This window comes from Gordonia sp. PDNC005, from assembly GCF_016919385.1.
In the GTDB taxonomy this organism is placed as follows: domain Bacteria; phylum Actinomycetota; class Actinomycetes; order Mycobacteriales; family Mycobacteriaceae; genus Gordonia.
In genome coordinates this window covers 3,806,571-3,823,954 of the sequence record NZ_CP070351.1, presented here as the reverse complement: position 1 = coordinate 3,823,954, position 17,384 = coordinate 3,806,571, and the positions used below count along the sequence as shown (strand labels likewise).

Annotated in this window: 19 protein-coding genes; 11 read left to right on the top strand and 8 right to left on the bottom strand. The window is 61.8% G+C overall.

Translation table 11 applies throughout. The annotated features are described in order from the left end of the window. Positions 1 to 32: 32 nt before the first annotated feature. The 4 genes from trxB to JVX90_RS18390 all read right to left on the bottom strand — a co-directional run bounded on the left by trxB (position 33) and on the right by JVX90_RS18390 (position 2,922). Positions 33 to 971 carry a thioredoxin-disulfide reductase gene (gene trxB, locus JVX90_RS18405; protein ID WP_205330104.1) on the bottom strand — a complete coding sequence of 313 codons (939 nt, stop codon included), beginning with the start codon at positions 969 to 971 and terminating at the stop codon, positions 33 to 35. Positions 972 to 1,073: 102 nt separating this feature from the next. Continuing rightward, positions 1,074 to 1,265 (bottom strand): hypothetical protein, encoded by a 192-nt coding sequence (locus JVX90_RS18400; RefSeq protein ID WP_205330103.1) that lies wholly within the window; start codon positions 1,263 to 1,265, stop codon positions 1,074 to 1,076. A gap of 112 nt (positions 1,266 to 1,377) precedes the next feature. Further along, entirely contained in the window at positions 1,378 to 1,938 is a 561-nt protein-coding gene (gene sigM, locus JVX90_RS18395) for an RNA polymerase sigma factor SigM (protein WP_205330102.1), read from the bottom strand. Between the two features lie 129 nt (positions 1,939 to 2,067). Next, positions 2,068 to 2,922, bottom strand: coding sequence for an NAD(P)-dependent oxidoreductase (locus JVX90_RS18390; protein WP_205330101.1), 855 nt, complete (start codon positions 2,920 to 2,922; stop codon positions 2,068 to 2,070). Between the two features lie 92 nt (positions 2,923 to 3,014). Between JVX90_RS18390 and JVX90_RS18385 the strand changes: the two genes are divergently transcribed. Continuing rightward, positions 3,015 to 3,653 (top strand): ScbR family autoregulator-binding transcription factor, encoded by a 639-nt coding sequence (locus JVX90_RS18385; RefSeq protein WP_205330100.1) that lies wholly within the window; start codon positions 3,015 to 3,017, stop codon positions 3,651 to 3,653. 73 nt (positions 3,654 to 3,726) lie between these two features. On the opposite strand, the gene JVX90_RS18380 is transcribed toward JVX90_RS18385, so the two are convergent. Further along, positions 3,727 to 4,620 (bottom strand): ScbA/BarX family gamma-butyrolactone biosynthesis protein, encoded by an 894-nt coding sequence (locus JVX90_RS18380; protein ID WP_240194188.1) that lies wholly within the window; start codon positions 4,618 to 4,620, stop codon positions 3,727 to 3,729. A 317-nt stretch (positions 4,621 to 4,937) separates the two neighbouring features. On the opposite strand from JVX90_RS18380, the gene JVX90_RS18375 reads away from it, so the two are divergent. From JVX90_RS18375 to JVX90_RS18340, 8 genes are all read left to right on the top strand, one after another. Then, positions 4,938 to 5,576, top strand: a complete 639-nt coding sequence (locus JVX90_RS18375; protein ID WP_240193956.1) for an MspA family porin — start codon at positions 4,938 to 4,940, stop codon at positions 5,574 to 5,576. 200 nt (positions 5,577 to 5,776) lie between these two features. Next, the gene (locus JVX90_RS18370; protein WP_205330098.1) at positions 5,777 to 5,968 is read left to right on the top strand and encodes a hypothetical protein; all 192 of its coding nucleotides are present in this window, start codon (positions 5,777 to 5,779) and stop codon (positions 5,966 to 5,968) included. Positions 5,969 to 6,948: 980 nt separating this feature from the next. Continuing rightward, entirely contained in the window at positions 6,949 to 8,268 is a 1,320-nt protein-coding gene (locus tag JVX90_RS18365) for a hypothetical protein (RefSeq protein WP_205330097.1), read from the top strand. Continuing rightward, a complete protein-coding gene (locus JVX90_RS18360; protein WP_205330096.1) occupies positions 8,261 to 8,737 on the top strand; it encodes a hypothetical protein in 477 nt (158 codons plus the stop codon). The genes JVX90_RS18365 and JVX90_RS18360 overlap by 8 nt, the downstream gene beginning before the upstream one ends. A gap of 1,112 nt (positions 8,738 to 9,849) precedes the next feature. Continuing rightward, positions 9,850 to 10,485: an MspA family porin gene (locus JVX90_RS18355; RefSeq protein ID WP_205330095.1), complete on the top strand. Its 636-nt coding sequence runs from the start codon at positions 9,850 to 9,852 to the stop codon at positions 10,483 to 10,485. A 207-nt stretch (positions 10,486 to 10,692) separates the two neighbouring features. Beyond that, positions 10,693 to 10,902 (top strand): hypothetical protein, encoded by a 210-nt coding sequence (locus tag JVX90_RS18350; RefSeq protein WP_205330094.1) that lies wholly within the window; start codon positions 10,693 to 10,695, stop codon positions 10,900 to 10,902. Between the two features lie 664 nt (positions 10,903 to 11,566). Next, positions 11,567 to 13,636, top strand: a complete 2,070-nt coding sequence (locus JVX90_RS18345) for an HNH endonuclease signature motif containing protein (protein WP_205330093.1) — start codon at positions 11,567 to 11,569, stop codon at positions 13,634 to 13,636. Between the two features lie 49 nt (positions 13,637 to 13,685). Next, positions 13,686 to 14,249 (top strand): hypothetical protein, encoded by a 564-nt coding sequence (locus JVX90_RS18340; RefSeq protein ID WP_205330092.1) that lies wholly within the window; start codon positions 13,686 to 13,688, stop codon positions 14,247 to 14,249. 224 nt (positions 14,250 to 14,473) lie between these two features. Here the strand turns inward: JVX90_RS18340 and JVX90_RS18335 are convergent, their stop codons facing one another. Beyond that, positions 14,474 to 14,665: a sigma factor gene (locus JVX90_RS18335; protein WP_205330091.1), complete on the bottom strand. Its 192-nt coding sequence runs from the start codon at positions 14,663 to 14,665 to the stop codon at positions 14,474 to 14,476. Between the two features lie 167 nt (positions 14,666 to 14,832). Here JVX90_RS18335 and JVX90_RS18330 point away from each other — a divergent pair, with 167 nt between their 5' ends. After that, positions 14,833 to 15,153, top strand: coding sequence for a hypothetical protein (locus JVX90_RS18330; RefSeq protein ID WP_240193955.1), 321 nt, complete (start codon positions 14,833 to 14,835; stop codon positions 15,151 to 15,153). Here JVX90_RS18330 and JVX90_RS18325 read toward each other — a convergent pair. After that, positions 15,140 to 15,835 (bottom strand): TetR/AcrR family transcriptional regulator, encoded by a 696-nt coding sequence (locus JVX90_RS18325; RefSeq protein WP_205330090.1) that lies wholly within the window; start codon positions 15,833 to 15,835, stop codon positions 15,140 to 15,142. The genes JVX90_RS18330 and JVX90_RS18325 overlap by 14 nt on opposite strands. 57 nt (positions 15,836 to 15,892) lie before the next feature. Between JVX90_RS18325 and JVX90_RS18320 the strand changes: the two genes are divergently transcribed. Then, positions 15,893 to 16,768: a sterol desaturase family protein gene (locus tag JVX90_RS18320; protein ID WP_205330089.1), complete on the top strand. Its 876-nt coding sequence runs from the start codon at positions 15,893 to 15,895 to the stop codon at positions 16,766 to 16,768. A gap of 6 nt (positions 16,769 to 16,774) precedes the next feature. Here JVX90_RS18320 and JVX90_RS18315 read toward each other — a convergent pair whose 3' ends face one another. Further along, positions 16,775 to 17,383 carry a DNA-3-methyladenine glycosylase I gene (locus JVX90_RS18315; RefSeq protein WP_205330088.1) on the bottom strand — a complete coding sequence of 203 codons (609 nt, stop codon included), beginning with the start codon at positions 17,381 to 17,383 and terminating at the stop codon, positions 16,775 to 16,777. Position 17,384 lies beyond the last annotated feature (1 nt).

Here is a 17,384-nt window from a genome sequence, read left to right as displayed (position 1 = left end):
GGGAGTGCTCCTTATTTATCAGTGGTGGACTGTCAGGCGTGGTCGGCGAGCCAACGCTCGGCGTCGATCGCGGCCGAGCAGCCGCTGCCGGCGGCGGTGATCGCCTGGCGGTAGGTGTGGTCGACGAGGTCGCCGCAGGCGAACACGCCGGGGATGTTGGTGTACGTGGAACGGCCGTCGACCTTCACGTAGCCCTCGTCGTCGAGGTCGACCTGGCCGCTGACGAGTAAGCTGCGGGGGTCGTGACCGATGGCGACAAACATGCCTGTCGCGGCAAGGGTGCGCGTCTCGCCGGTGACGGTGTCGATCAGCTCGAGCTCGGACACGGATCCGTCGCCCTTGACTGCGGAGACGGCAGTGTTAGTGACGAACTCGATCTTGTCGTTCTCGCGAGCGCGTTCAAGCATGATCTTCGACGAGCGGAATTCCTCGCGACGGTGGATCAGGCTGACCTTGCGGGCGAACTTGGTGAGGAACGTGGCCTCCTCCATGGCGGAGTCGCCTCCGCCGACCACCACGATGTCCTGCTCCTTGAAGAAGAAGCCGTCACACGTGGCACACGAGGAGACGCCGCGACCGAGCAGTTCCTGCTCGCCGGGAACCCCGAGGTAGCGGGCAGCGGCACCCATTGCGAGGATCACGGCGCGTGCGCGGTACACCTCTCCCCCGACCTCGACTTCTTTGATATCGCCTTCGAGGCGCATCGTGTCGACCTCTTCGATGCGCAGATCGGCGCCGAAGCGGATCGCCTGCTCGCGCATCTCATCCATGAGCTCGGGTCCCTGGATGCCCTTCTGGAAGCCGGGGAAGTTCTCGACTTCGGTGGTGGTCATCAGAGCGCCGCCGAACGACACGCCTTCGAAGACGACGGGCGACAGCTCAGCACGTGCCGCGTAGATCGCAGCCGTGTAGCCGGCGGGTCCCGAACCCACGATGATCAGTTCGTGGATCTGGTTGTCGGTGTCGCTCATCTATCCTCCGTGTCGCGTATGTAGAGCGCGTGCTTTTCGCGCGGCTCAACGTTCAACACAAGGATATGGGCTGATGTTCCCGGCGGGCCGGGGTGCTCAGGTTCAGCGGTGGGTCAGGCTCGCGATGGTCTGTCGCATCCGGGCCTGGACATCCTCAGGTACCGGCGTCTCCTCATCCCTCAACGAGCGGAGGTCAGCGATCGTCGCGTCGACCGCGGCGGTGATCTTCGGGCTGTCGGTCGGTTCGGAGTCGGAGACGTCCAATGGTCGTCGTACCGCTCCGTTGTGTTCCATCAGAATTTGTCCGCCTGCCGTCACGTCGCTTGTTCGGTCCCTTCAACAGTTGGACGCATGTAACCGGACTTGGGTTCCATTTACGAGCGGGTCGGGCGTGTCGCTGGCATCGTCATTCGTCGTCGCGCAGATGACCCAGTACCAGCGCGAGCTTCTTGCGGGCCCGGTTGCACCGGCTTTTGACCGTGCCTTCGGGCACGCCCAGCATTCGTGACGCCTCGCAGACGCTGTGGCCGTACACGTCGACGAGCACGATCACCGCGCGCTGTTCGGCGGGAAGGACGTCGAGGGCCCGGCCGATTGACACCGACAAGTCGATGTCGGCGTTGTGGTCCTGGGGATCGATGAGTGACTCGTCGTCCTCGAACAGCAGGGACGCACTGTGGTGCTTGACGCGGCGCAGTCGATCGAGAGAAGCGTTCAGGACGATGCGATGCATCCAACTCGATACGCTGCAATCGTTGCGGAAGCTGTCAGCCCGAGTGTGGATCGATAACAACGCCTCCTGCAGTGCGTCCGACGCGTCGTCGTGGTTTCCCGTGGTTCGCAATGCGACGGCCCACAGCTTGTTCTGGTGGCGTGCGATCAGTTCGTGGAATGCAGAGGCCTCGCCGCGGGCGTGGTCCTGTACCAACTGGTAGTCGCTGCGCGAATCGATCGTCCCCCGAGTCATGCGAATGAGACTAGGCAGATCGGTAGTCCGATTTAGATGGTTCAGCGTATTTGTGGATAACACGCCGATTCTGCTGCATGTTTGAGTCGAATCTGTGGACAACCCGGTCGCGGGTTCACAACGCGGTGGTCAGATAGCGGTCTCCGATCCGCCTGAACCGGAATCGAACGTGTGCTCCGTTCCGACAAGGTTGAGAGCCCGCTCGCTGAGTCCGACGTGACGGGCTCTGGACGCTGCTTGCTCGTAGGTCAGTGCACCGAGATCTGCAGGCACCAATGGGCAGAGCGAGGAGATGAGTTCGCCTATGGTCTTTGGTTCTCCAGTCGACCAGTTCATTCTGTTGCCGCGATCGTCATGATGCAGCTCGTCCGCCGCTATGTGGGCTACGAGCCGTGCGAGGTCGTCGACGCTTGTTGTGGACTGTCGGGCGGTGCCGCCGTCGACGACGGCTCCGAGGGTTGTGGTGATTCGTCGGAGTCCTTCGGTGAACGAGTTGGGGTGTGGGCCGTGCGTGAATGCCGGGCGGATGACGAGGCCGCCGTGCGCGGTGACGGCGTTCTCGGCGTGGACGCGGGTGAGGCTGGTGTGTGTTGCTGGGCGTGCTGGGGCGTTGTCTGGAACGTCCTGGAAGGGGCCGTCGCCGAGGACGCCGATGGAGCTGATGTAGACGATGTCGTTGATCTGGTGTGAGTGTGCCGCGTCTACGAGGTTTCGGGTGCCCTTGGTGTTGATCTCGTCTGCACGTTCTGTGTCGGTCCCGCTGTAGGCGGCGGCGTGAATGACCATGTCGGCCGTGTGTAGAGCTGCACGGATGGCACTGCGATCGGTGATGTCGGCGTGGACCGGGGTGACGTTCGCGATGGGTGAGGTTCTGGTTCGGGATAGTGCGATGACTCGGGTGGTTGGTTGTGCGGCGAGCGCCCTGGTGATCGCGCTGCCGACGAACCCGGTGGCGCCGGTGATTACTACGGTGCGTTGTGTCATGGGTAACTCCTGTCGTGGGCGGGGCGGGAGAGGTTGGCGTTAGAGTTCGTGCTGTTACCGACGGTGTCGAGTGGGCGTGGAAGGGTGTGGTGATGGTCAAACAGGCTCGGGCAGCGGTTACATACGAGTTGATCCTTGATGGCGCGTCGCAGGTGTTTGCCGAGTTCGGGTATGAGCGCGCGAAGCTCAATGACATCGTCGATAGGACCGGTGTTACTCGAGGTGCGCTCTACTTTCATTTCCAGTCGAAGGAGGATTTGGCCAAGGCTGTGATTGACCGGCAGCACGAGTTGTCGATCGCCGCTGTTGAGTCCATCGCTGGGTCGGCGGCGCCTGCGTTGGCGCAGATTGTGATGCTGTGCCATGAGATGGGCCGGCAGATCGTTGACGATGTGGCGGTCACGGCGGGTATTCGGTTGACTCTGGAACAGAGCGCAGCGGATGGTCCCGCGGGGCCGTACGAGGGTTGGATCTCGGCGTGCCGAGAGTTGGCGGTGCAGGCGATCGCTGAAGGCGACTTGTTGGCGACGGTGGATCCGGACGCGTTGGGACGCTTCGTTATTGCGGCGTTCACTGGCGTTCAGCTGGTGTCGAACGTTCGCAGTCGTCGGTTAGATCTGGAAGCGCGTATCGATGAGATGTGGGGCCTTCTGTTGCCCGGCTTGGTTCGCCCGGACTCGTCGACGCCACTGGATGCCATACGTGCCGCCAGGTGGACGGGCAACCAGTAACGCCCGTAGCGGCTGCACAGGGCGCATGTTGTTGCCTGCGATCTCTTGGTTCCGGTCGTGTCGAGAACCTGGTTCATGAACGGGTCGGGCTGAAGGTGACGGTGGCTTCGGCGAGCAGGTGATCGTCTTGACGGCACTGTAGGTGTACGCCAGGTGCTGTGTCGTTGACGATGCTGATGGTGGTTTCTCGATCGAGTTCGCCGAAGCGGTGCAGGCGAGCGCTCATGGTCGCGAGCAGGTTGTGCCCGTTCTGCGTTTGCTGAAGGGCGGCCTGCCGGAATCCTTCGAGGATGAGCATTCCGGGGACATGATCGCTGGGATGGTCGAAGAAGGTCGGATGCCCCGGATCGACGCGTAGACGCCACGTTCCCGCAGCGCCGCAGCCGTCGAGCACACAGATGCCGGGTCGATCCGAACCGGCCTGATTCTCGATCGGCATGTGCGATGCCTCGATGGCAAGGATCGGTTGCCGGAGTCTGGCGTACGCCGCCGGAGCAAAGATCCGAGCCTGTCCGGACCCGTAGGCGATGGTGCTGGTGCCGTGCATGAAGGTCAGATCGACATCGATCGCGCACAGGCCATCGTCGAGGGTCTGGGCATTGGAGATGCCAACCTCCACAACCAGGTCGGCGGGTTCGGTAAATGACGGAAACGGTGACGTGGTCACCGAGATGCTCAAAGCTTGCATCGTGAAGTGGTGCCCGAACGGGACGCCTAGGAACTCGTGGCTGATAGCGATAACAGCTTGGCGGAGCACTTCGGCGAGAAGCATGGGATCGTGCCGACCTGCCACGGGTGGAAAGTACGCGTGCGCACGCGGCAGCTGTGCTGACACGACGAAACGCCCGTCAGCACACCCATGGAGAGGGGCGATACTGCTCACGAGAACCTCGCTGATCGCGCGACGATGAACTGTTCGCCGGTCGATCGTGCTCGAGTGTGAGCCGAGCTCTGGACTGATTTCCATACCGGTGTGCCGGTTCGAGACGATGGTCATGGCGTCACACATTGGGGCCAGTCGGGCACCACACGCAAGCGCAGTACGCCCGAAATACACTGATCAGATGACGAGGACCGGTGGCGCTTCGAGGCCACATAAGTGCTGCTGTGCAGCAAGTATGGTGTTCGCGAAGCATCGGACGAGCGAACACCCGTCCTAGCTGACGTTTCGGACGCTGTCTGGGTCATGGCCGTGTTGCGTGGGAGAGCTTTGCGGACTGCGGGCAACCTGCTACCGTGCTGCAACGTACCGGCAAACCGGTTTCTTAACGATGGAGGTCACTCGTGCGTAGACAGATTCTTGGTGCAGCGTTGGTCGTCGCCGCTGCCACGAGTGGGGCTGCGGTGTCAGCGGGCACCGCTGAGGCCAAACCCGGTGCGACATTCGCCGATCAGAGCATCACGCGCGTTTCTGATGATGGGTGGACGGTGCGGCTGACCAAGTCTGCTGAGCGGATCGATCGTGTTCGCGCGCTCAGCCGCGGCCACAAGTCGTACGAAGCGTTTGTGGATCTGCGGGGTGAAGCATCGGTGACAGGTGCCGGCGCGGTTCCGGTGGACGCCGCGGTGTTGACCACGGGTTTCCAGGTCGCGTGTCAGTGGCAGATGGACGGGGTGAACGTGGGTGTGACAGGTGGGCCGACGGCTCAGATGTCGATCTCGTATCCGCCGGCTCTTGTCATCGGCGCGCAGGTCATGCCGAACATCTCGACGACACTACGTAACGGCACCAGCGTCGACGTTCCATTCGCGACCAAGCCGCTGCGTGGGCCGTCGGCCGGAGCTCGCATGGAGGGCGTGCGCATCGAAATCTCCGGATGCGTGGGGGCGCGTCCCTCGGTTCGGGCTTATGTGCGAGTCGCTATGACGTCCAAAGCCAACGACAACACGTTCAGTTTGTACGGCAAACCGCATCGCCTCTGACCGCGGCTACCCGGTCGGCATCGGCCGAGCGCAACTCTTTCACCGTCACATTTGGGGGACAAATGACATCAACGACAGATCTCGAAGCGGCAAGTGGTCGACGAGCGCCGCAGCACGCGAAGGACCGCGGACCGGACGACGATCGGAAGCAAGGGGCTCCTTCGAGGGGTGGGGCCTCATCGATTCCGGTTTGGACCGTCTTGGCGTTCATCGCTGGCTGCGCGATCCTCGTTGCCGCAGCGATGAACATGTCGAACCTCGGTCGGTGGAGCGTCGAGCACGGTCAGGTACCGGTGTTCTTGGTGTTCTTCCTGGTGATGTCGATCGGCGGCCGTTGGTTCTGGACCGGCATAGATGCGATCACCGCCGCGGTCCGAACGAAGATGAACTGAGGTAGGTGGTGATGGGGGGACACTATCTTCTTCGCCGGGCCTCGGCGCTCGCTGCGGTCACTGGCGCCGCAGCGGTGGCCGGTACGCTGGCACTCGCGGGGTTGACCGGTACCGGAACCGCCGATGCAGACGCACTGTGTGACCAAATGCGAGCACAGTACGGTCCAAGTTGGCCATGCATCAGCGTGCCCACGTACACGCCTCCGCCGACCATGAACGCACCAACCGCTACGCCTGGTGCCCCCGGTGCCTCTGACGGTGGACCAGTGATTGGCGGAAACGCCGGTCCAGGACCTGGCCAGGGCGACGGAACTCCGATCGTTGGCGGCACAACAGACCATCCACGGTCCCCTACGACAACAATGTCACCTCAACGAGGCTCCGACTCGTCGGTAGTCCCGCAGACACCACAACCTGTCGGAACCCCCGATGTCGGGCGCACACCGCACAACCCAGCTCGAACGCCCGCGCCCACTGAGACAGCAGGAGCCGCGGAGCCCGAGCCGAACGGCGAGGTCCCGACAGTCTGGTGGCTTCTTGGGGGCGCGGCCGCACTTGCGGGTGCATACTCCCGGCGACCGGCAGCACCGCGTCTACGGAGACCGGCCGCGGCGATCGACAACTACACCGCGATCGCGCCGAGTGGGACCACCGAGGACGACAGTGAACGCCAGGAAAAGCAACGCAACGAACAGCAGCAAAACCAACAGGAGAATCAGCAGCAAGAGAACCAGCACGAGCTGGAACAGTCCAATCAAGGCGGGACAACAGACGACCAGACGCAATCTGGCACAGCCACCACGGGAGACCAAGCCGGCACCGGTACTGGCGGGACGGGCGGTACGTACAACGGAGACTCCGGCCAAGACGGAGGGTACGGAAACCAACCCACGCCGTCGCCGAACATCCCGAACACGGCTCCTCCTGAGAATGACGTACAGCCGGTCGGGTGGCCGATCGCAATTAGTGGTCTAGCATTCGTGTTCTTGTGGGCTGCGTTTGTCGCGATGTATGGGCAGGCGAGGGCAGCCCAGGTTGCCAACGAGCTCGGGATGGAGTTGCTCAGAGCCCAGCCGGAGATCCTCGACGCGTTGATGGACGGCAGGACGATATCGAGCATCACGACCGAGCAAATGATGCGGCTCGCGGTGATTCTCGGCCGAGAGCTGGTACCTGAGACACCGCCGAAGCGGGGCGAGAGCACTCCAAAACATCGGATCGAGCCGCGCACCCCATCACCTAGGGTGAAGCCTGGCGACAGCCCCGACCCCGGACCGGATGAGCAACCTGGCGATGCGCCTGGCCCAGATAGCCCAGGCGACTACCCGGGTCCGACGACACCAGGAGATACGCCGGACCAAACAGGTCCAGATGAAAGCCCAGATCCGCAGTCGCCGGGCGAAGGTGAAGATCAGGGGGTCCCAACACGGCGGCCTCCGGATCTTGATGAACCTGACAGAATCAAGCCCTGGAATCCGCCGAAGCATCCGAAGATGCCGGACGACGAGCCGCCATTTGGTGAACCACGCACGCCAATCGGCCCCGGGCGTGGTCCAGATGAGGTCGGACCACGTGAGGTACCCGGAAGAATCGGCGAGATCGTAGACCAAATCCGCACGCTTCTGACCGGAGAGACACCAAACGAACCAGGCGGCGACCCCGATGCCGACACAGGGCAGGAAAATCCTCGCCTTCCCCAAGGCGAGGTTCCGGCACCTGAGCCCGGTGATCCACTGTATGAACTAGCGAAGCTCGTCCTCAATAACTACCGCTTTATCTACTGGCAGTTCACTGGAAACAGCCCAATTGGAAAGGTGATTCATCACGCAATTGAGCAAACAATATTTGACTCCTTTCCGGAACTCTTCGACAGTCTGGAGCGACACGCTCCCGGGAACCTGCGCGGATTCTGGATGAGTGACAACAACGAGATTCATCTATCTCTGGTACGTATAGCGTGGAATGTAATCTACGAGGCGCTGGGAATTGAACCGGGTAAGGGCGCGCCTCCGATACCGCCGGAGAGGTTCCCTGAGGTACGCCGCGGCCTAAGGTTCGGACAGCTCCTCATCGACATCCTGATCGGAGGAATGATGGTGCCCTCTCCCCCAATCTACGGAACCGAGCTGGCAGACGATATTCTTAGGTCGCTAGGTGTAGCTGAAGGAACTATCGACGAAATTCGATCCAATCCGAATATCAGGAAAGGGATTGGCGTGGACGCCATCCGGGAAATATTTGAAGATATAGTTGACGCCTGGATGAATGACGCGATGAAACTGGAGGTTTTAGATGCATGATTTGAGCGAGCAGGAACCAGGCAAGGGGTTCTATGCATTGCATGCATACCCCACAGCGCATGTCCTTAGGACTTCAGAATCCGATGAGGGTACTGCTCTATCTGCTGAGTTCTACTTCGACTACACGAGCACCCACGTGATCATGGGTCGATACGGATACTGCGCGGTTACCCAGAAATTCGCCGAGGAGATGGCGCCCATGCAGTTCTCGGGTTACACCTTGGGATCGGCCACGGCGAAAGTATGGGAGTACGCCGAAGAAGGAGTCGAAGTGATACTCCCAGAGATAGCGCTTCTAGTAGTTACGGGAAAGCTCATGCGTGACGACTTCTCTCGAGGACACCGCGGAATCCTCGTCGTCTCCCATCGAGTCCTTCAGTTCATATCTGAACGAGACCCCGAAGTGGCAGCATACGCAAGAGAAGTGGGTCCCGACGGCCGCCGAATCCGAAAGTGGTTAACAACGTAACTGCAGCCTCACGGGAAGGCGGCCCTAGGTGGGCGCTCAAGCGGTCCCACCTGGCCGATTCTTGCGGGCCTCGCAGTCGGCGTCGGCAGAACTGGACTAATCGCGGCGGCTGAAAGCACCACACCTACATCTGATACCGCGCCAGCGGTGCTGATGGTCGCGGTCGAACCTGACGCCACGGACGGTAACGTCGCGTTCGCGCTGTTTACTGGCTCGACGGACCCAGGTAGTAGACGGCGCTCGCACCGCACGGGCGACAAGTCGTGTTTCAGCGTAGTTGTGGATAACACGCCGATTCCACTGGTTGTTTGGGTCGAATCTGTGGACAACCTGGCTACGGGTTCACAACGTGGTGGTCGAGATGCCGTCGCGCGCCCGTAACTGCGACTATGGCACCGTCGATCTCGACCCAGGCATCGGCGATCGACTCAGCCCTGGTTCATGTGGCACAGGAGTGAAGCAGGGTCAGGTGATCAGGACGGGCACGCGTACCGAAACGACTTTGGGCCGGGCCGATCCGACGCAGCGATTGTGAGCTGGCGGCGCGTGGACGTCCCCGGTTGATATCTCTGAAAGCTGTCCGCGAACAGAGCGCCAGCACTCATCCGGATCAGCGGCCAAAGCTATGGGCACCTTCGCCGGTCCGATTGAGTGGCGGGCCGTCGGTGAGCCACACCGATGGCGATGTTCCATCGACTGGACCACGACAAGTGGACGGCCGTCGGGTTTGTAACCACAGTGGATGGCTGTTGGCACGCCGGCCCGAGTGTCAAGAGCTGAACGCACTCTGTGCTCGACCATGGGTTCGTATTTGCGCCGTTGCATGGCGGTGTTCGTTCTTCGGCCGGAGGGTTGACGAGGATCGGGCATTTGCTGCATAGATGCTAACGGACGAGCTCGGAATCTCAGCATGTCACTGGCGATAGCCGAGCGTGAACTAGTGATCTGTCTCATATCACCTTGTAAACAGGTAAAGCCGCAGTAATGTCACGATAGTTCCAGTTCAGCCGCGTGGGGACGTGATCAGGCTGTCGGGGGTTTCTGCGGGGGGATCCTTCTACGTTGCGATCGGGTGCTCTCTCGGCGGTGTATCAAATCTTGAGGGGGAGTTCATGCGCGGATCGCGCACTGTCGCAGCCGTCGTTCTAGCCGGTAGCGCTCTGATTGCTAGCACCGGCGGTGTCGGGTCCGCCGACGCCGCCACTACGTTCAAGGACAAGACGATCACCCGTACGTCTGATGACGGGTGGAAGGTGTCGTTGACCAAGTCGGGTGAGCGGATTCAGAGCGTTCCGGCGCTCAGTCGCGGACATGGTTCGTATGAGGCGTTCCTTGACTTGCGTGGATCGGCGACGATAACCGGCACGGGGAGTGCGCCGGTGAATGCTGCGGTGTTGTCGACCGGGTTCCAGGTGTCATGCCAGTGGCAGATGGACGGGGTGAACGTGGGCATCACTGGAGGTCCGACGGCACAGATGTCGATCAGCTACCCGCCGGCGATCGTGCTGGGCGTGCAGGCGATGCCGAACATTTCGACGTCGTTGAAGAACGGCGCCACCGTGGATGTGCCGTTTGCTCAGAAGCCGTTGCAGGGCCCATCGGCCGGTGCCCGGCTGGAGGGTGTGCGGGTGGAGATCTCCGGTTGCGTCGGTGCTCGTCCTGCGGTGCGCGCGTATGTGCGGGTCGCGATGACGACCAAGGCCAACGACAACACGTTCAACTTGTACGGCGAGCCACACCTGCTCTGACGCTGCTTGCCGTCGATCTCGACTTTCGATCATCACAACATACGGGGGTATGACATGACCACGACCGAACCCAAGGCGACAACGCCGTCACCGACCGCGGCCGGACCAAGACATTCACGACCGACCGCGGGCGCGTCCCCCGAGCGTGAACCGTCCGACGGTGCCGGTGGCGGGAATGACTCCAGCGGTTCAGGCGGGGGCCGGTCGGTGTCGGTGTGGTCCGTGCTGGCGTTGATCGCCGGTTGCGCGATCCTGGTGGTGGCGGCGATCAACCTGCCGAATCTCGGTAGGTGGGGTGACGAGCACGGGAACGTGTTGGTGTTCTTGTGCTTCTTCCTGGTGATGTCGATCGGCGGTCGGTGGTTCTGGGCCGGAGTCGACGCTCTGTGGGGTGCGATCCGGGGCAAGGGCAACTGACATGGCCACAGCAAGCAACTCACGCGTGGGACGTCGAGCAGCAGCGTTAACTGCTGGAGCAGGGACGTTAGCGTTCACCGGTGCGATCCTGGCCGCAGGTCTCGGCGGTGGTGATGCGCGGGCCGATGCGTTATGTGATCAGATGCGCGCTCAGTACGGGCCGAGTTGGCCATGCATCAGTGTCCCGACCTACACTCCGCCGCCGACGATGAACGCCCCAACAACCACCCCGGGTGCCCCGGGGACGTCCAATGGTGGTGCGGTGATCGGCGGGGATGTCGGCCCCGGACCGGGTACCGGTAACGGCACGCCGATCGTCGGCGGCCAACCTACGGACCAGAACCGGCCCGACCGTGCCGGAGGACCGACAGGTCCAAGGACCCCGGCCCCGGCAACGGTCACACCGAACCGTCCAGGCCGGCCCAGCGACAACGGCCAGACGCCCGGCCGTACGCAGGCACCGGCCGGGGTGCCGGTGAAGCAGTCGGAGCAGTCTCCCTCGGATCAGGCGTTCCTGTCTCCGGCTTCAGACGGTGATGGTGGGTCGATTCCGTTGCCGGTGTGGGCGATCGCCGGTGCTGCGGCTGTCGCGGCGGCTAGTCCGCGGGCTCGGTCGTTGCTCTCGCGCGGTGGGTCAACTCGGGCAACTGTGGGACCCTCGCGGATGGTGCTGATCCACGACGAGTCGTCCCCGACGACGTATCGGTTCGCGATGAACGTTCCCGAGGGCGGCTACACCAAGGTCAACCCCGACGGGTCGGCAACCGTCTACGACAAGAACGGAAATGCGATCCGTCAGGTCGCGCGGCCGTGGGCCTTCGACGCCGCAGGACGGCCGCAGAAGACGTGGTACACAGTCGATGAGAACGGTGACCTGATCCAGCACGTCGAACCAGCCGAGAACGCACTATTCCCGATCCTGGCCGATCCACTCGATATGTGCACAGTCGACGACATGAACGCCAATGGCGTCGCCGATGCACAAGAGGGTGTACCGCCTCCTGCATATCCTGACAATGTAGGGGCTGAGACACGGCCGAATACTTTCGGAGTGCCGATTGCAGGTCCGCAGATCGCAGACTCCCCAGGGTCCTGGGAGTTCAACAAGGAGAACGGCCTCCCCTACGAAATGACCCAGACCAACCCGCAGACTGGCGCCGTGTACACGGAGACCGGTGACGGGAACGGGAATATTGTCGAAAATCAAGGACCGGCCATAGCTGCTGCCGACGATCCCGGGCCGTACTGGAACGAGGACGGTACCGGGTGGATCCGTGGGGACGACGGTCAACTCATGCCGTCCCGGAGATTCGACGATGCGGCGGGCAGCCCGGTGGTGGAGACGACAGACCCGATAACAGGAAACAAGACCGTTCTCTCCACCGGCGAGTACGGCAGCCAAGTCGCCGAAGTCTTCACCAGCGATGGTGAGAAGATCCTGCGTGAAGAACGCTACGACGATCCTCTCAATCCGTCAGCAGGAACCACTGTCCGTCAGTACGACTACATAACCGAAACGCACCAGACCCTCAACTATGACGCTGAAGGGCACCTGTACAACAGCGCGTACTCCGACAAAGACGTTAACGTCCTCCTCAAGCCCGGTGGCACGATCGCTGCGACCCTCACCAACCCGGATGCGGACTACGACTGGGAAAAGATCGCCCAAGCGATCCCGCAACAGTTTACCGAAAGCGGCGAGGACCAGACCATTGTCCTCAACAGGGGAGACGAACAACTCACCGTCAATTCTGACGGCAGCACCATCCTAACGAACTTTGAGACAGACCGGGCACTTCACTTCAAGCCGGGAGAATCCGAGCCCGACCGAGCCACCCACGCAGACGGCACGGACTTGAGCTTCGGAGATGGCCTCGGCGACTTTGCAGAAGGAGCATGGGACGGAGCTCGATCGCTGGTCGGCGTCGGCCCGCACGGAACCTGGGACACGTGGAAGGCGATGGGTAGTGGCCTCGGCGACATCATCATGTACCTGCCGAACTCGATGTCCGACGGAATGCACAACAGCATCAACATCGGAACACCACGCGTCTACAACCATCCCAACCGCGAGAACATACTCCTCGAGGCACTCACGGGAGTCAACCCAAACTATCTGAATACAGCTCCGGCCTACGCATGGGGAATGCTCGCCGGCACCGGAGCAGTCGCCGCAATCCCCGGAGCTGGAGGTGCTGTCGCGAAGGCTGTCCAATCAGGAATCCGCGCAGGTAGAGGAGCCACGATTCTCGGTCATGTGCCCGTCGACGAGGCGCTTTCCGCGGCCGTCCGCACCCCTCATGTGGATCAAATTGTAGGCCATGTGCTTGAAATATCTCCGCCTCCTTCGCGGTTCTCACGTAGCCAGATCGATCAAGAGATTGCGAAGACTTCAGCGATCCGAGCCGATTCGGTTCTAAATGGCGGACTGGTGGTTACGGCTCCAGCAAGAGCGGGATTCCCTCAGATCAAGCAGAACTTTCTCGGGTCTCTCACGAACTCTGCGAAGGGGAAATCCGGGAAGTTTCTTGTGCCGCATGGATGGAATGTCGACCATATTATCGACCTTCAGTTGGGTGGTGACAATGCTTTGCACAACCTCCAGCTCCTGGACGCCTCGGTAAACAAAAGCATGGGCGCTCGTATATCCAATGCGATCAAGTCGGCGGGCCTAAAGGAAGGTGATATTATTGCCGAAATTATTTGGAAGGGAGGTGAGAGGCTGCTAGAATGAGCTTTCAAATCTTGTGGGCGGATTGAACTCGGATCGAAGGGGTATCTAAGTGGCAATAAAGGAGTCGGGAGACTCATCTAGCGCAGAAGCCTATGTTGCGTTTGGCGGTGGCGCGATTCAGGTCTATGATTCCGAGAACTCGGGAAATATGTCGGCGATTGTAGGCGCTATGCTCGATCGTCCAGTTCATGTCATAGCCGGCGACTGGCGGGGAATCCAGTACTGGATTGATCCGGCCCATGGAAGCGCAGGGTCGAACGCGGTATGGATGTTCGACGCTTCGTCGATGGCAAATGAAGAAACGGTCGATCTACAGAGATTCACCGAACTTCTCCCGAGCCAGGCGATGTTGGAGGCTGTGGACTCTCTGGCCTTAACGGAGTGGATGCAGTCTCACGGAGTTTCGTCGATCGGCGAGGCCGACTGCGTCCCGCTCTTGCCGCCTGTGTTCGTGAGTGGGTCGGTCGAGTCGAGCCGGCGGGCATCCCGGTCAATCGAGACCGCGAGATATCTGTTGTACTGCATGAAAGCTGTGCGCGTAATGGAGCAGCTCGGGTTGCGGTCGGGTGATCCGATTCCGTCGAACTTTGACGACCTGGTTTCGAGGATCTAATCCCAGCACGCACGCTGCCGTGGACCCACCGTCGGTCGTCGAACGCACGTCGCCATCCGATCGAGAGACGGCCAAGGCCGAAGGTTGTTCAAATACCTGCATGATCTGACGAAGATCTACTGCTCTGACCATTGGTTTTGCAGGCTAAATGAACCGAACTTGCGACATGCCGACGAGAACGGAGTCTCCGCCCGGCGTGTTTGGGTCATGTTCCCTGCATCTCGTCAGTGGATCGACAACAGCGCGTCCTGGAGCGCGTCTGGTGCGTCGTCGTGGTTTCCCGTGGTTCGCAACGCCACCGCCCACAGTTTGTTCTGGTGGCGTGCGATCAGTTCGTGGAATGCCGAGGCTTCGCCGCGGGCGTGGTCCTGAACCAATTGGTAGTCGCTGCGCGAATCGATCGTCCCCCGAGTCATGCGATTGAGACTAGGCAGATCGATAGTCCGATTTAGCTGTTTCAGCGTAGTTGTGGATAACACGCCGATTCTTGCGGGTGATTGCGGCGGATCTATGGACAAACCAGCGCCGTGCGCACAACGTGTGGTCAGGGCAGGTGGCCACCACCGCTCGGTACTCTCTACCCATGACTGAAGACCAGCCGTTGGCGACGTGGACTGCTGCCCGATCGGCGGGCATGGTCGCTGTACCCGGTCGGCTCGAGCTGACGAAGACGCACATCGTGTTCGAGCCGAAGGGCAAGCGGGCGCAGGGCGCGCGCTTCGCTGTCCAGCACCGATACGTGTCAGCGATCGGGACGGCCCCGGGCACGGGCAAGTTCTGGAGCGGCGGCAAGCAGGATCGCTTGTGCGTGACGCTCAGCGACGGGTCCGAGGTGCTGTTCGTGGTGCCGGACGCGGAGGCGGTGGCCGAGCGGATCCGCACGCAATGGATCACGAAGGCGTGAATATCCGCTCATAGGTGGACGTGAACATGTCGGTCATCACGGCGTGGATCGCGTCCACGTCGAAGAGTTCCGGTCCCATCTCCGGAGTGATCGGGTCGGTGACGGCCATCTGCCATTCGACGAGCAACTGAGTGAGCGCACCGACGAGCCCGATCGCGGCCATACGTTGGTGCGGAGTCGGAGCATCGTCGCCGACGGCGATGCCGACGATCAGCGACGCCCATTCGTGAATCGCGGTCAGCCGGAGCTTCTCTAGTTCGGGACTCACCCCGACCACTTCGATCATCATGACGCGGGCGCGCCGCGGATCGTCGGCCAAACACCGGATCATGGCGCCGAGCGCCTCGGTGGTGACTCGGGGAATCAGGCCGGGTGGGATCGCTCCCCCGCTGATGCCCGCATCGGTGAAGATGCTCGCCGCAGCAGTCACTGTCGCTTGACGAGCCGTGTCCACGCACCGCGAGTACACCTCGCCCAACAGCGCTGCACGATCCGGGAACGACTCATAGAAGTACCGCTGGGTGAGTCCGGCGTCGTCACAGATCCGCTTCACGGACACGTTGGGGTACCCCTGCGTACCGAACAGCTCCAGCCCGGCGGCGATCAGGGATTCTCGGCGTTGAACGAGCCGATCCTCGGCGGTCATCCCACCGTACGTGCGTCCCCCGACAGTGCTGCTCATCGTGCCAATGATATTCCACAGTGGACCCGACAGAACTGACTCGTTATCGTTCCAGAAATGTGGAGTTCCCTGCCCGAGGCGATGCGCGAACCGACGGTTCTCGCGATCCCGTTCTTCGCGTTGATGCTCGGCCTCGAACTGTTCGCGGCGGCGAAGCTGTCCGACGACGGCGGCAGGCCCGGCAAGGGAGCGTACGCGGCAGCAGACACGAAGGCGTCCCTGGTGATGGGTCTGGTGTCGATCGGCACGTCGGCACTCGGGAAGATCGTCGCGTTGGCCGTCTACACGGCGTTGTTCGCCTATGTCGCGCCGTGGCAGCTGCCGATCACGGGCTGGTACACGTGGGTTATCGGGTTCGTCGCAGTCGACTTCTTCTACTACTGGCAGCACCGGATCGCGCATCGTGTGCGCCTGGTCTGGGCGACGCACCAGGCGCACCACTCCAGTGAGTACTACAACTTCGCGACTGCACTGCGGCAGAAGTGGAATCCGACGATGAGCTTGATCATCTGGCTACCGCTCCCCGCCCTCGGCATTCCACCCGCGGTGGTGTTCGGGACGTACGCGGTGAACCTGATCTATCAGTTCTGGGTGCACACCGAGCACATCGATCGCATGTGGCGGCCGTTCGAGTACGTCATGAACACGCCGTCGCATCACCGTGTGCATCACGGAAGCGACGCTGAGTACCTCGACCGCAACTACGGCGGGGTCTTCATCGTTTTCGATCGGTGGTTCGGATCGTTCCAGCCGGAGCTTCATCGTCCCCACTACGGACTCACCAAACCAGTCGACACGTTCAACGTCTGGACCCTGCAGACCTACGAGTACGCGGCGATCGCGCGCGACGTCCGGTCGGCCCCGACTCTGCGCGACAAACTCGGATACGTCTTCGGACCACCGGGATGGGCGCCGACGGCCACGTCGTCCTAGCTCGGCTCAGGAAACGGGAGCAGCGGGCCAGACACCGGACGCGCCACGGCGGTGAGAGTCGACAAGATGAGTGTCGACGATGCCTACCGCCTCCATCAGCGCGTACATCGTCGTCGGGCCGACGAATCGGAAACCTCTCTTGCGCAACGCCTTCGACATCTTCACTGATTCGTCGGACGTGGTCGGGACCTCACTCATCCGAACGGGGCGCGGTGTCTGCGTGGGTTTGAACGACCACAGGAACGCTTCGAGCCCTCCTTCGTCGCGCAGGCACACGGTGGCCTGCGCGTTACCGATGGTGGCTTCGATCTTGGCCCTGTTGCGGACGATCCGAGAATCTGACATCAGCGAGTCGACGACGTCCGGACCGAAGGCTGCGACGGTCTCGACGTCGAAGTGTGCGAACACCTCGCGGAACGCGGGACGCTTGCGGAGGATCGTCGCCCACGACAGTCCCGCCTGAAATCCCTCCAGCGAAAGCCGCTCGAAGTAGGCGTTCTCCCCCACCACGGGCAGGCCCCACTCGGTGTCGTAGTACTCGCGCATCATGCCTGGCACTGCGCCCCACGGAGTGCGGAGCAGGCCGTCGTCGCAGAGGACCGCGCCGTCGTCCATC

Coding starts and splice junctions, on each gene's coding strand:
- JVX90_RS18345 (WP_205330093.1), top strand. CDS start 11,567: ATGGTGCTGATCCACGACGAGTCGTCCCCGACGACGTATCGGTTCGCG.
- JVX90_RS18385 (WP_205330100.1), top strand. CDS start 3,015: ATGGTCAAACAGGCTCGGGCAGCGGTTACATACGAGTTGATCCTTGAT.
- JVX90_RS18390 (WP_205330101.1), bottom strand. CDS start 2,922: ATGACACAACGCACCGTAGTAATCACCGGCGCCACCGGGTTCGTCGGC.
- sigM (WP_205330102.1), bottom strand. CDS start 1,938: ATGACTCGGGGGACGATCGATTCGCGCAGCGACTACCAGTTGGTACAG.
- JVX90_RS18325 (WP_205330090.1), bottom strand. CDS start 15,835: ATGAGCAGCACTGTCGGGGGACGCACGTACGGTGGGATGACCGCCGAG.
- JVX90_RS18380 (WP_240194188.1), bottom strand. CDS start 4,620: ATGGAAATCAGTCCAGAGCTCGGCTCACACTCGAGCACGATCGACCGG.
- JVX90_RS18400 (WP_205330103.1), bottom strand. CDS start 1,265: ATGGAACACAACGGAGCGGTACGACGACCATTGGACGTCTCCGACTCC.
- JVX90_RS18330 (WP_240193955.1), top strand. CDS start 14,833: ATGACTGAAGACCAGCCGTTGGCGACGTGGACTGCTGCCCGATCGGCG.
- JVX90_RS18335 (WP_205330091.1), bottom strand. CDS start 14,665: ATGACTCGGGGGACGATCGATTCGCGCAGCGACTACCAATTGGTTCAG.
- trxB (WP_205330104.1), bottom strand. CDS start 971: ATGAGCGACACCGACAACCAGATCCACGAACTGATCATCGTGGGTTCG.
- JVX90_RS18315 (WP_205330088.1), bottom strand. CDS start 17,383: ATGGACGACGGCGCGGTCCTCTGCGACGACGGCCTGCTCCGCACTCCG.
- JVX90_RS18320 (WP_205330089.1), top strand. CDS start 15,893: ATGTGGAGTTCCCTGCCCGAGGCGATGCGCGAACCGACGGTTCTCGCG.
- JVX90_RS18360 (WP_205330096.1), top strand. CDS start 8,261: ATGCATGATTTGAGCGAGCAGGAACCAGGCAAGGGGTTCTATGCATTG.
- JVX90_RS18355 (WP_205330095.1), top strand. CDS start 9,850: ATGCGCGGATCGCGCACTGTCGCAGCCGTCGTTCTAGCCGGTAGCGCT.